The sequence below is a fragment of the Streptomyces sp. NPDC017676 genome, from assembly GCF_044329325.1.
Lineage (GTDB): Bacteria > Actinomycetota > Actinomycetes > Streptomycetales > Streptomycetaceae > Streptomyces.
On record NZ_JBIRJA010000002.1, the window covers coordinates 44,121 to 57,694 of the forward strand.

A 13,574-nucleotide genomic window follows, 5' to 3' on the forward strand; every position below is an offset into this window, starting at 1 on the left:
AGACCGGTCGCGCCGCCACCGGTGTCCTGGCGGCTCCCCGCGGGCTGGTCGCGTAACCGCCAGTCGCCCTGGCTCCCCGCCGGTCGGTCGCGTCACCACTAGTTGCCCTGATGGCCCCCGCGGACCGGTCGGACCACCATTCGGTCGGCTTCGTCGGGCGAACCGTGACCCGGACGAGTCCCCTTCCGTTCACCTGAGTGGCGGAAAGCCCGGACCGGCCCAGCCGCCGCACCTTGCCTGTCCTCCGAGGCGACCCCCGGCCGCCCAGCACGTCCGAGGTACACCGAGCGCAGAAGAAGGCAGCCCATGCACCAGCAGCCGACTCCGCCCTCCACAGCCGGCGAACGTCCGCCCCGGAGCAGGCCTGTGCCGTTCCTGACGGACGGCACAGGTCCCCGCACACCGAAAGCAGCCGACTTTCGACCGACCCCCTGCGCGGACGTCCGTCCCCTCGCCCCGTCCGCCCAGGGCAGCCCCCCGTCCGCTGTCACTTCCCGGCCCCGCCGCCCCGCCGCGGCCGCGCCGCCCCGCACGCCTCCGGTCAGCCGCCCGGTGCCGGAGGTGCCACCCACACACACCGCGCTGATCTGCGTGGCCCTGCCCGGCTTCGCCATCTCCGGCGAGCCGGGGCAGTTGGCCGGCCGGGGACTGGACGGGTTCTACCGGGGCGGCAGGCGGCTGCTGTCCCGGTGCCAGCTTCGCGTGGCCGGCCGGGAACCGCTGCCGGTGCAGGCCCGGATGACCGGAGCCGACACCGCCCGCTTCGTGGGGACGCTGCGCACTTCTGCGGCCGCCGGCCCCGACCCCGACATCGTCGTCGAACGGACACGCCACGCCGACGGAACAGAAAGGATCACACTTCGCAGCGCGGCCCCGCGTGCCCTCCGCCTCCCTATTGAGGTCGCCCTCGGCACCGACCTGGCGGAACTCGGCGCCGTCGTCGCCGGGGCGGCAGGCCCCGAACTCCCGGCCAGCGTCCACGACTCGGGTCTGCGCTGGGCCAGGGCCGACGCCGCCGCCTGCGTCACCGCGGACCCGCCACCGGCCGACGCCCTGGCGTCCGCCGGGCTGCTGCGCTGGGAGCTGGAACTGCCACCGGGCGGGACGGCAGCCGTGGAACTGCGAGTACGGCCCGAGGGCGCTGGCCCCCTGCGGTCCGCGGGACACGCCGCCACCAGTCCTCTGGCCCCTGCCCGGGCTGCCGGCGACGACCCCCGGGTGGGCCCCCTGCTGCACTCGGCCGTCGCCGACCTCCAGGCACTGCTCCTGCGCGATCCCGCGCACCCCTCCGACACCTACCTCGCGGCAGGCGCCCCCTGGCGTTGTGGAATGGCCCCGGCCGAGGCGCTCGCCGCCGCCCGCATGGCGCTGCCCCTGGGCACCCGCCTCGCCGCGGGTACCTTGCGCACCCTGGCCCGTACGCAGCTCCCGGGTCCGGGCCCCCGGGCCGGCATGATCCCCGGCCCCCGGCGCGACGCCGGCCCCCATCTCCCGCCGAGTTGCACCGCGACGGAGGCCACACTGCTCTTCCCCGTCCTGCTCGCAGAGGCCCGCCGCTGGGGACTGCCCGATCAGGAGACGCGGGAACTGCTCCCCACGGCCGAGCGCTGCCTGACCTGGCTGCGGACCACCGTCCGCGACAGCACCTACCTCTGCGACCCGCACCCCGCAGGACCGGCCCGCTGCGAGACCCAGGCCCACGCGCATCGCGCCGCCCTGCTCGGTGCCGACCTTCTCGACGCCTACGGCAGACCGGGTGCCCCGGAACTGCGCCAGTGGGCCCAGGCCCTGCGGTCGGCCTTCCGGACCGACTTCTGGGTGGAGGACCGCGGTGGTGGACGCCCGGCCATGGCCCTGACACCGGACGGCCGGCCCGTGCCCCACCTGGCCGCCACCGCCGTCCACCTCCTCGACACCGGGCTGCTCGGCGCCGGCATGTTCGCCCCGGGCCTGCTCGACAAGGTGCACACCGCACACCTCGCCCGGCTGCTCGGCACCCCCGCCATGGACGCGGGCTGGGGGCTGCGCGGCCTCGGCACCAAGGAGGCGGGCCACAATCCGTTCGGCCACCGAACCGGAGCCGTGCGTGTCCAGGAGACGGCACTCGCGGTCGCCGGGCTGGCGGCGGCCGGGTACGAGAACGAAGCGGCCGGACTGCTGAACGGGCTGCTGGAAGCGGCGGAACACTTCGGTCACCGCCTGCCCGAGATGTTCGCCGGCGAGCAGCGCTCCGCCGGCGCCGCGCCCCTCCCGCACCCCGCCGCCTGCCGTCCGGCGGCCACCGCAGCGGGCTCCGTGGTCCTGCTGCTCACCGCCCTCGCAGGCATCCGTCCCGACGCCCCCGCCCGCACGGTCACCCTGCGCCCCGTCCGGAGCGCCCCGCTCGGCGAACTCGGACTCAGCGGCCTGCGCGTGGCGGGCGCGCCTTTCGCTGTGCGGATCAGCCGACTGGGACTGGCCATGGTGGAGGAGGCGGCGGACGGCCTGCAACTGGGAGCGTGACACCGCGGAACAGGCGGCGACCTCGTACGACAGCACTGGATCAACGGACGGGGAGCCGGTCCAACGCCCCGTGACAGAGCGAAGCGGAATCACCCCCGGTGCGACCGGCGAAGGGAGTGTTTATCGTCAGGGAGACGACTATGATCGCGGCATGCCCTACGACCCGTCAGCCTTTCCGCCCTTCGCCGTCACCGTGGATCTGGTCGTGCTGACCGTGCGCCGCCATTCCCTGTGTGCGCTGGCGGTCCGCAGGGGCGAGCCGCCGTTCCAGGGGCGCTGGGCGCTGCCCGGGGGCTTCGTACGGGCCGACGAGGACCTGTCCCAGGCGGCGGCGCGCGAGCTGGCCGAGGAGACCGGGCTGTGCGCCCACGACCCCTCGGCCCCGGCCCAGCACAACGGAGCCCACCTGGAGCAGCTCGCCACCTACGGTGACCCCAAGCGGGACCCGCGCATGCGAGTGGTGAGCGTCGCGCATCTCGCGCTCGCGCCCGACCTGCCCGCGCCGCGCGCCGGCGGCGACGCCAGCAACGCGCGCTGGGCCCCGGTCGAGGAACTGCTCCAGCAGGGTGGCTACGGCCGCGACGGCGAACCCGTGGCACCACTCGCCTTCGACCACGCGCAGATCCTCGCCGACGGAGTGGAACGCGCCCGCTCGAAGATCGAGTACTCGTCGCTGGCCACCGCCTTCTGCCCGCCCGAGTTCACCGTCGGAGAGCTGCGCCGGGTGTACGAGGCGGTGTGGGGCGTGGCCCTCGACCCGCGCAACTTCCACCGCAAGGTCACCGGAACACCCGGCTTCCTCGTCCCCACAGGGGGTACGACCACACGCCAGGGCGGCAGGCCGGCGCAACTCTTCCGGGCGGGCGGTGCCACCCTGCTCAACCCGCCGATGCTGCGCCCCGAGGTGTGAGACCAGGGTGGCGGGCCCGCCTGGACGACCGGCGCACCGGCTGCCCGTACTGAGCCCCGAGTCCATCGAACGGCGGACAAGATCGGGGCTAGACCACGCGGCATGTTTTCGCAAGTCGCCTTATACCGGGAAAACCAGACATATAGCGCTATCTTGCTGCAGGTGATCCAGGCCTTCGGACTGACCAGCAACCCCCGCAAGGCGCATCCGCCCGCTGTCGACGACGTTTCCTTCGAAGCGCCCGCCGGGCATGTCACCGCGCTCCTCGGGGTCGCCGGTGCGGGCAAGACGACGGCGCTCAAACTCATGCTTGAACTCGAACCCGGGCGCGGCATCACCTACTTCAGGGGGCGGCCCCTGCACCGGATCGCGCATCCGTCACGGGAAGTCGGCGTACTCCTCGGCGACGTACCGGGCCACCCGTCCCGCTCGGTCCGTGGCCATCTGCGCATGCTCTGCGCGGCGTCGGGAGTTCCCGCGCGGCGGGCCGACGAGGTCCTCGAAGTGGTCGGTCTCGTCAGCCTCCGCGAGGAGCGCCTCGGCACGCTGTCGCGCGGCATGGACCGCAGACTCGGCCTGGCCTGTGCCCTGCTGCCCGACCCGCACACGCTCGTCCTGGACGAACCCGCCGACGGCCTCTCCGCCCGTGAGGCCCAGTGGCTGCACAGCATGCTGAGGGCCCACGCCGTCCAGGGCGGCACGGTGCTCTTCACCACGGCCGACACCAAGGAGGCCGCGCGCACCGCCGACCGGGTCGTCACGCTCGACGCCGGCAGAGTCGTCGCGGACCAGGAAGCAAGGGTGTTCGCCCGCACACGGCTACGCCCCCGCGTGGCCGTCCGCAGCCCCCACGCCGTACGCCTCGCGGCCCTGCTCACCAAAGACGCGCGTACCGCTCGCCGCTCCGTCGAGGTCGTACGCGAGGGCGGCAACCGCCTGTCGGTGTACGGCACCACGACCGCCGACGTCGGAGAGATCGCGTTCCGGCACGGCATCCTCGTCCATCAACTGGCCGACGAGATCGGTGACATGGGGCCGGGAGCCGGTGCCGAGAGCGACGCGAGGGTGGCCGCCACCGAGCCCCTCCCGGTTGTCCCGGACTCATCGCCGGCAGACCGGGAGACCAGGCAGGACCACAGTCCGGCGGAATCGGAACCGGCGGCGTCCCACGGCCCGTGCGAGGAGCCGGAGCAGGTATCGGCGGGTCCTTCGTGGGCGCGTCACCGACGTACCGTGTCGGGCCGCTCGGCGCCGGAATCCGCCCCGGGCTCCGCGCCGGACTCCGGCTCGACAGCGCTCCGCGACTCACCGGAGAACCCGAGCGAAACCGTGGACGAGTCGCCGACGGCGCCCGCAGGCGCGAGGCCGGTGTCCGAGGAGACCGCGACGCTCGCCCTCCACGCGGCGGACGCGCGCGCCACGGAGCGGCCGGTGGAGTCACGCGCCCCCGGGACCGGTGCGACAGCGGCCGAATCCCGCGCGACGCCGCCCGACCGATCCGCACCCGATCCGGACACCACACCGCCGTGGCGCTCGTCGGTCGACACGACCATCACCGGGCAGCCTTCGGGGCAGCGGGAACACACGCCGGACTCCTCGGCGCCGGAGGCTGAGCGGGCCGTGGGCGGCCCCTCCCCGGTTGGGGAAGCCCGATCGGCTCCCGGGCTCGCGGCGCGGGAACGCGGCTGGACCGCCGACGGCGAGCGGACCGCGCCCGGCCACGGTCTCGATCAAAGCAGCGTGACAGAACGTCCAGTGATCGTCTCCGGTGCCACGGCGTACGACGCGCCGCCGGCCGGTGCGGCCGAGGACGGCACCCATGGCCACGGCGGAGTCACCGCGTCCGGCGAGAAGAACACGGCCGGTGCGGACGCCGGCGACGCGCCCGCCAGGGCCACCGGTGGCCGGTCCACCGATTCGGCGACCACTCCGGACTCCGGTCTCGGCGGAGTCGCCACCGCTTCCGAACCGCAGGCCGGAAGTACCCGCACAACCACAGCGATCGTCGCCGGCGCACGTACCCTCCTGCCCGGGGCGAGGAATCCGGCCGCCCGGCAGCGGCAGACCGGCCGTGTCGCCCGGCCCGATGGTGTCCGCACCTTCCCCGCCGCCTTCCCCCTCCCGCCCCCCATCTCCGTCCGCCCCGCCCGCAGTCCTCTCCGCCCCCTGCGCTACGAGATCCGGCGCGCCGGCGGAATCGGCACCGGCTTCCTCACCTGCGGCGCCGTGCTGGTGGTGTCCGCGCTCATCGCCGTACTCCTGGCGCGACTCGGTCACACCCCGCAGGCGCGGCTGTTCGCGGCGTGGCCGCGGGAGCTGCCGCTGCCGCCCGCGGCGCTCGCGTCGGGACTGCTCGGTGCGCTGGCCTTCGGGGACGAGTTCCGCCACCCCGCCCTGGCGGCGGACCGCGGCACCGTCCCCCGCCGGCTGGGGCTGCTCACCGCGAAACTGCTCGTCTCCGGAGCCACCGCGGTGCTGCTCGCCTTCCTCACCGTGGGCTGCGACGCCGAAGCGCTCTACATCGTCTACGGACGGGAACTGACGCAAGTTCCCGCGGACTGGCTTTCGCTGACCGCGAGTTGGTTCGGGCTGGTCGTCGGCTGTGCCTGGGCCGGCGTGCTGGCGGCCGGCCTGTTCCGGTCCACGACGGCCGGACTGGCCGCCGTCCTCGCCGTGCCCGTCCTCGTCGTGCCCCTCGTGCACAAGGCGCTGCGGGGTCCGGCCGTACGGATGGCGCCCGACTTCCCGGTGCGGATGCGGGAGGTCTTCCTGCTGCAGTGGCCCTTCGGAGGGGAGCGGTACCTGGTCGCGGCGGTGCGGGTCCTGGCTCAACCCGTCGGGGGCGCGTTGGCGTTGTCGCTGGTGGCGCTGCTGTGCGCGTACCTGCTCACAGCACTGCGCACCCGGTTCCGATGACAACGGTGCGCACACTTCCGTACTCGCTGTGTGCACAACTCCCCGGAGAAAGCCCATTTCTTTTCGATAAGGCGTCAATTGCGACGCCGTGAGCGATCACCCTTTCGTGTGCTTTTCACCAAAGACCTCAAGGGAGTTGAAGACGGCGCCGACAAAGGATCCGTGAGTACCCTTGCGCACACCATGATGACCGCAGCCCGCTCCGCAGACTCAGGTCTGGCCGGCCCGGGCGAACTCGACCGCTACCCCTACGCCGAGACCCCGGTGACCGACCGCGTCGGAGCGCCCGCCTGGGACGGCGGGGAACCCGAGCTGGGCCGCGTCGGCAGGCGGGCCTCGGGCAGCCGTGGACGCGGACTGCACGGCCAACTCGTCCAGCAGCTGGGACAGATGATCGTCTCCGGTGACCTGGGCGCCGACCGCCCGCTGGTGCCGGAGGAGATCGGCCAGCGTTTCGAGGTCTCCCGCACCGTCGTCCGCGAGTCCCTCCGCGTCCTGGAGGCCAAGGGCCTGGTCAGCGCCCGCCCGAACGTCGGCACGCGCGTGCGTCCCGTCAGCGACTGGAACCTTCTCGACCCGGACATCATCGAGTGGCGGGCCTTCGGGCCGCAGCGCGACGACCAGCGCCGCGAGCTGAGCGAGCTGCGCTGGACGATCGAGCCGCTCGCCGCCCGTCTCGCCGCCGGGCACGGGCGCGAGGAGGTGCAGCAGCGCCTCTGCGACATGGTAGAGATCATGAGCCACGCGCTGGCGCAGGGCGACGCGCTCACCTACTCGCGCGCCGACACCGAGTTCCACACGCTGCTGATCCAGATCGCGGGCAACCGCATGCTGGAGCACCTGTCCGGCATCGTCTCCGCGGCGCTGCAGGTCTCCGGCGGCCCGGTCACCGGCTGTGACCGGCCGAACGAGGCGTCCCTCGCGCAGCACGCGCGGATCGTCGACGCGCTCGGCACCGGCGACGGCACGGCGGCGGAGACCGCCATGCGCCAGCTCCTCACCGTCCACCCCGAGGTGGAGCGCGTGGTCCCTGCCCCGCGCGAGCACTGACCTCGCGAGGAACGCGGTGCGGTCGCCGGTGTGCGGCGCTCTTGTGGTACTCGCGGCGGCACCAGGCCCGGGTACCGGCCGCCGCCGGACCCGGCCGGACCATCCGAGGTCCGGCCGGGTCCGGCGGTGACGGGAAACCCTGGTCGTGGGTGCGGCCGGTTCGGAGGTCCAGGGCGATCTCATTTGCACGTTTCTGACCGCCTTTGACCGCTTACGGGGTGTGACTCGGGCCACGCAGATTGGGCGTAACGCTCGTGGAGACAGCGCGATGACCTAAGAGGTGACAGCCGCGGAGGGAATACGGACGCCGAACCAGGCGCTGTGAATCTTCCCGGCCCCCGCCCGCGCCGTCGGCCCATCCCCAGGCCGGTGGTCGGCTCCTGTCCGCAGTGGACGGTGCCGGAAGCCGTTTTCCAACGTTCCGAGAGGTTGTTCGTGTCGGCCAGCACATCCCGTACGCTCCCGCCGGAGATCGCCGAGTCCGTCTCTGTCATGGCTCTCATTGAGCGGGGAAAGGCTGAGGGGCAGATCGCCGGCGACGATGTGCGTCGGGCCTTCGAAGCTGACCAGATTCCGGCCACTCAGTGGAAGAACGTACTGCGCAGCCTCAACCAGATCCTTGAGGAAGAGGGTGTGACGCTGATGGTCAGTGCCGCAGAGCCCAAGCGCACCCGCAAGAGCGTCGCAGCGAAGAGCCCCGCCAAGCGCACCGCCACCAAGACGGTCGCCGCGAAGACGGTGACCACCCGCAAGGCCACCGCGACGACGGCCGCCCCCGCGGCGCCCGCCGCTCCGGCCGCAGCCGATTCCGCCGACGAAGCATCCGCCAAGAAGGCGGTCGCCAAGAAGGTGACCGCCAAGAAGACGGTGGCGAAGAAGGCCGTCGCGAAGAAGACGGCCGCCAAGAAGACCACGGCCAAGAAGGACGACGTCGAACTTCTTGAGGACGAGGTTCTTGAGGACACCAAGGTCGCCGACGAGCCCGAGGGTGCCGAGAGCGCCGGCTTCGTCCTGTCCGACGAGGACGAGGACGACGCGCCCGCGCAGCAGGTCGCCGCGGCCGGTGCCACCGCGGACCCGGTCAAGGACTATCTGAAGCAGATCGGCAAGGTCCCCCTGCTCAACGCCGAGCAGGAGGTCGAGCTGGCCAAGCGCATCGAGGCGGGTCTGTTCGCCGAGGACAAGCTGGCGAACTCCGACAAGCTCGCCCCGAAGCTCAAGCGCGAGCTGGAGATCATCGCCGAGGACGGCCGCCGCGCCAAGAACCACCTCCTGGAGGCCAACCTCCGTCTGGTGGTCTCCCTGGCCAAGCGCTACACCGGCCGCGGCATGCTCTTCCTGGACCTCATCCAGGAGGGCAACCTCGGTCTGATCCGCGCGGTCGAGAAGTTCGACTACACCAAGGGCTACAAGTTCTCCACGTACGCCACCTGGTGGATCCGTCAGGCGATCACCCGTGCCATGGCCGACCAGGCCCGCACCATCCGTATCCCGGTGCACATGGTCGAGGTCATCAACAAGCTCGCGCGCGTGCAGCGCCAGATGCTCCAGGACCTGGGCCGCGAGCCCACCCCGGAGGAGCTGGCCAAGGAGCTCGACATGACCCCGGAGAAGGTCATCGAGGTCCAGAAGTACGGCCGTGAGCCCATCTCGCTGCACACCCCGCTGGGCGAGGACGGCGACAGCGAGTTCGGTGACCTCATCGAGGACTCCGAGGCCGTCGTCCCGGCCGACGCGGTCAGCTTCACGCTGCTGCAGGAGCAGCTGCACTCCGTCCTGGACACCCTGTCCGAGCGCGAGGCGGGCGTCGTCTCCATGCGCTTCGGCCTCACCGACGGTCAGCCGAAGACCCTAGACGAGATCGGCAAGGTGTACGGCGTGACGCGTGAGCGCATCCGTCAGATCGAGTCCAAGACCATGTCGAAGCTGCGTCACCCGTCGCGTTCCCAGGTGCTGCGCGACTACCTCGACTAGATCGCGGTCGTACGGCGGCGAAGGCCCGGTCCCCTCGCGGGAGCCGGGCCTTCGTGCTGCGCGCTTTCGTGGCGTGGATCACTCTGAGTGTCCCAGGAGGACCCAGAGTGAGGAGCATGCATGCGCCGTTCCGTTGTCCGGGCACTGATCCGGCCGCTGGCCCTGGCGGCCACCGTGACCGCGATACCTCTGGTGAGCGCGGCTCCCGCCGCCGCCGACAGCGTAGTGGTCGGAGGGTTCCCGATCGACGTCTCCCAGGCTCCGTGGACGGTGGCGCTGGCCAGCCGTGACCGGTTCGGAGGTATGCGGGCGGGCCAGTTCTGCGGCGCGGTGGCCGTCGGGCGGACCACCGTCGTCACCGCGGCCCACTGTCTGTCCGAGGAGGTACTCGGAGCACCGCCGAACCGTGTGCGCGATCTCAAGGTCATCGCCGGCCGCACCGACCTGCTGTCGGAGCAGGGCGACGAGATCGCGGTACGGGAGATCCGACTCAATCCCGCGTACGACGTCACGACCAATTCGGGGGACTTCGCGGTCCTCGGGCTCGCCGGACCGCTGCCGCAGAACGCGGTCGTCACCATGGCGGGCGCGGGCGATCCTGCGTACGCACCGGGCACACAGGCCCTGGTGTCCGGGTGGGGGGACACCACCGGCACAGGGTCCTACGCGCGGCGGCTCCATGCCGCACGGGTACGCGTACTGCCCGACGAGACGTGTGCCCGCGCCTTTCCAGGCGGCCCCGAGGGCGCCTACCGGGCCGCCACCATGCTGTGCGCGGGTGAGGTCGGCGGAGGCCCCGACGCCTGCCAGGGGGACAGCGGTGGCCCTCTGGTGGCCGGGGGACGGCTGATCGGCCTCGTGTCGTGGGGGAGCGGCTGCGGACAGCCGGGGCTCCCCGGGGTCTACACGCGCGTCTCCGAGATCGTACGAGCCCTGCGGCAGGTCGCCGGGGCCCAGCCTTCCGCGCGCTCGTGAGCGCGCGTCTGCGGGTATGAGCACGGGCGGCCGCTCCTGGGAGGAGCGGCCGCCCGTTCACCGGCCTGTGCCGGGGCTGGCTCGTCGTGGTGCGAGATTCAGCGCTCTTCGTCGGAAGCGGTGTTCGGAACGGACGTCAGCCGCTCCGTCTCGTCCTGTATCTCAGCGGCGATCTTCTTGAGTTCCGGCTCGAACTTGCGACCGTGGTGGGCGCAGAAGAGCAGTTCTCCGCCGCTGAGCAGGACGACGCGCAGGTATGCCTGGGCGCCGCAGCGGTCGCAGCGATCGGCGGCCGTCAACGGGCTCGCGGGGGTCAGAACAGTAGTCACGTCGCCTCTTCTCTAGCTCGACGAGCTGTCGTACCAGGGTCAACATCCAACCAGCCCGAAAACGTTCCCGCTCGTGGCTTTTCCTCGAAAAAATCTTTCCAGGGCGGCTGTCTGCTGCCGGTTGGCGGCGAATGTGCCGTATTGCGTCTCTTGTATGCCTACGGGTTCGCGCTGTCTTGCTGTCTCGGTCCTCCCGGCCGGGTTGCCGGTTGTTCATGAGGACGTGCCCGGAGCCTAAATGGTTCATGCCTCGAAGGGAACGTGATGTGTGCTTCACTCCAACGAGGGATCGAACAGACATGCGAGCTTGGACTAGTGTGAGTTGCCGACGAGGGTGGCGTTACACGGGCTCTACCAGGGCTCGGTACCCTCTGTGCGGCGACCGAAGCCGCCCCCTTACCCAGAAGGGGGCCACCTGAAATTCAGCGAGGAGCGAACCGCGTGACCGCCGATACGTCCGTGCCGTCCACAGCGCTGCTGGCAGGAGCAGACCGGGACGGTTCCAACTACACCGCGCGGCACCTGCTCGTCCTTGAGGGTCTTGAGGCCGTGCGCAAGCGCCCCGGCATGTACATCGGCTCGACCGACAGCCGCGGTCTGATGCACTGCCTGTGGGAGATCATCGACAACTCGGTGGACGAGGCCCTCGGCGGCTACTGCGACCACATCGAGGTGATCCTCCACGACGACGGCTCCGTGGAGGTGCGCGACAACGGCCGCGGCATCCCCGTGGACGTGGAACCGAAGACCGGCCTGTCAGGCGTCGAGGTCGTCATGACCAAGCTGCACGCCGGCGGCAAGTTCGGCGGCGGCTCCTACGCGGCCTCCGGCGGTCTGCACGGCGTCGGTGCCTCCGTGGTCAACGCCCTCTCCGCCCGCCTCGACGTCGAGGTGGACCGCGGCGGCCACACCCACGCCATCAGCTTCCGGCGCGGCGTGCCCGGCGCCTTCGCCGCCGAGGGCGCGGACGCGAAGTTCGAGGCCAAGAGCGGTCTGCGCAAGGCCAAGAAGATCCCCAAGACGCGCACCGGCACGCGTGTGCGTTACTGGGCCGACCGGCAGATCTTCCTCAAGGACGCCAAGCTGTCCCTGGAGAACCTGCACCAGCGCGCCCGGCAGACCGCGTTCCTGGTGCCCGGCCTGACCATCGTCGTCCGTGACGAGTTCGGCCTCGGCGAGGGCGGCAGCAAGGGCGAGGAGTCGTTCCGCTTCGACGGCGGTATCAGCGAGTTCTGCGAGTACCTGGCGAACGACAAGGCGATCTGCGACATCCTCCGTTTCTCGGGCAGGGGCACCTTCAAGGAGACCGTCCCGGTTCTCGACGAACACGGTCAGATGACGCCCACCGAGGTCACCCGTGAGCTGGGCGTCGACGTCGCGCTGCGGTGGGGCACGGGCTACGACACGACCGTCAGGTCGTTCGTGAACATCATCGCCACCCCCAAGGGCGGCACCCACGTCACCGGGTTCGAGCAGGCCCTCACCCAGACGCTGAACGATGTGCTGCGGGCCAAGAAGCTGCTGCGCGTGGCCGAGGACAACATCGTCAAGGACGACGCCCTGGAGGGCCTCACCGCCGTCGTCACCGTCCGGCTGGCCGAGCCGCAGTTCGAGGGTCAGACCAAGGAGGTCCTCGGCACCTCGGCGGCCCGCCGCATCGTGAACAGCGTGATCAGCAAGGAGCTGAAGGCGTTCCTCACGGCGACCAAGCGCGACGCCGCCGCCCAGGCCCGGGTGGTCATGGAGAAGGTGGTCGCGGCCGCCCGCACCCGGGTCGCGGCCCGTCAGCACAAGGACGCCCAGCGCCGCAAGACGGCACTGGAGTCCTCGTCCCTGCCGGCCAAGCTCGCCGACTGCCGCAGTGACGACGTCGACCGCAGCGAGCTGTTCATCGTGGAGGGCGACTCCGCGCTCGGCACGGCGAAGCTGGCACGGAACTCCGAGTTCCAGGCCCTGCTGCCGATCCGAGGCAAGATCCTCAACGTGCAGCGGTCGTCGGTCACCGACATGCTCAAGAACGCCGAGTGCGGCGCGATCATCCAGGTCATAGGAGCGGGCTCGGGCCGTACCTTCGACATCGACCAGGCCCGCTACGGCAAGATCATCATGATGACCGACGCCGATGTGGACGGCTCGCACATCCGCTGTCTGCTGCTCACGCTGTTCCAGCGCTACATGCGGCCCATGGTCGAGGCCGGCCGGGTCTTCGCCGCCGTGCCGCCGCTGCACCGTATCGAGCTGATCCAGCCGAAGAAGGGGCAGGAGAAGTACGTCTACACGTACTCCGACCGCGAGCTGCGCGACAAGCTCATGGAGTTCCAGAGCAAGGGCATCCGGTACAAGGACTCCATCCAGCGCTACAAGGGCCTGGGTGAGATGGACGCCGATCAGCTGGCCGAGACCACGATGGACCCGCGCCACCGGACCCTGCGCCGCATCAACCTCTCCGACCTGGAGGCCGCGGAACAGGTCTTCGACCTGCTGATGGGCAACGACGTGGCTCCCCGCAAGGAGTTCATCTCCAGCTCGGCGGCGACGCTGGACCGGTCACGCATCGACGCGTAGCCGCTGCGCTGGGCTCCGGCCGACGGGGTTCTGCCGAGGGGGCTTCTGCCGATGGGGGTGGTTGTCCGGGCTGAGGGCCGGCTCACGGCCAGGCGCTCCGTGTGGGCGTCCGCTGCTGGGCGGGGCGGTGCGTAGGCGGGGCTCGCTTGGAAGCGGGTCCCGCCGAGCAGGCGGGCCGGGGCGGAGGTCAGGGTTTGCCAGGTGGCAGCCGGGGGGACGCCTGCGGGGGCATCCGGATGAGCCCGGGGCATCCGGGATGAGCCTGGGCCGGACGGCGTGAGTGGCCGGCGAGAGGCTGGGTGCCCGCTGCTACCAGCGGCCAGCCCGCCAGCCGCCAGCGGCCAGCCCGGCAG

The 13,574-nt window shown here is 71.4% G+C and carries 8 protein-coding genes; 7 read left to right on the forward strand and 1 reads right to left on the reverse strand.

The genetic code is table 11. The features are described 5' to 3' along the window. The first annotated feature begins 552 nt into the window (after nucleotides 1-552). The 6 genes from ACH4LD_RS04620 (at nucleotide 553) to ACH4LD_RS04645 (ending at nucleotide 10,327) form a co-directional block, all read left to right on the forward strand. Entirely contained in the window at nucleotides 553-2,502 is a 1,950-nt protein-coding gene (locus tag ACH4LD_RS04620) for a glycogen debranching N-terminal domain-containing protein (protein ID WP_398054540.1), read from the forward strand. A gap of 151 nt (nucleotides 2,503-2,653) precedes the next feature. Further along, entirely contained in the window at nucleotides 2,654-3,412 is a 759-nt protein-coding gene (locus ACH4LD_RS04625) for an NUDIX hydrolase (RefSeq protein WP_132783350.1), read from the forward strand. A 162-nt stretch (nucleotides 3,413-3,574) separates the two neighbouring features. After that, nucleotides 3,575-6,328, forward strand: coding sequence for an ATP-binding cassette domain-containing protein (locus ACH4LD_RS04630; RefSeq protein ID WP_398054574.1), 2,754 nt, complete (start codon nucleotides 3,575-3,577; stop codon nucleotides 6,326-6,328). A 162-nt stretch (nucleotides 6,329-6,490) separates the two neighbouring features. Further along, a complete protein-coding gene (locus ACH4LD_RS04635; protein ID WP_132783349.1) occupies nucleotides 6,491-7,378 on the forward strand; it encodes a FadR/GntR family transcriptional regulator in 888 nt (295 codons plus the stop codon). A 435-nt stretch (nucleotides 7,379-7,813) separates the two neighbouring features. Next, nucleotides 7,814-9,352: an RNA polymerase sigma factor gene (locus ACH4LD_RS04640; protein WP_132783348.1), complete on the forward strand. Its 1,539-nt coding sequence runs from the start codon at nucleotides 7,814-7,816 to the stop codon at nucleotides 9,350-9,352. 120 nt (nucleotides 9,353-9,472) lie between these two features. Then, entirely contained in the window at nucleotides 9,473-10,327 is an 855-nt protein-coding gene (locus ACH4LD_RS04645; protein ID WP_398054539.1) for a S1 family peptidase, read from the forward strand. 98 nt (nucleotides 10,328-10,425) lie between these two features. On the opposite strand, the gene ACH4LD_RS04650 is transcribed toward ACH4LD_RS04645, so the two are convergent. Continuing rightward, complete coding sequence (locus ACH4LD_RS04650; RefSeq protein WP_014675476.1) at nucleotides 10,426-10,656, reverse strand: hypothetical protein; 231 nt, start codon at nucleotides 10,654-10,656, stop codon at nucleotides 10,426-10,428. Between the two features lie 441 nt (nucleotides 10,657-11,097). On the opposite strand from ACH4LD_RS04650, the gene ACH4LD_RS04655 reads away from it, so the two are divergent. Beyond that, nucleotides 11,098-13,221: a type IIA DNA topoisomerase subunit B gene (locus ACH4LD_RS04655; RefSeq protein WP_398054538.1), complete on the forward strand. Its 2,124-nt coding sequence runs from the start codon at nucleotides 11,098-11,100 to the stop codon at nucleotides 13,219-13,221. Nucleotides 13,222-13,574: the final 353 nt, after the last annotated feature.

What these genes read in the sequence shown, in the direction of transcription:
- ACH4LD_RS04625 (WP_132783350.1), top strand. Translation starts at nt 2,654, where the DNA reads ATGCCCTACGACCCGTCAGCCTTTCCGCCCTTCGCCGTCACCGTGGAT.
- ACH4LD_RS04645 (WP_398054539.1), top strand. Translation starts at nt 9,473, where the DNA reads ATGCGCCGTTCCGTTGTCCGGGCACTGATCCGGCCGCTGGCCCTGGCG.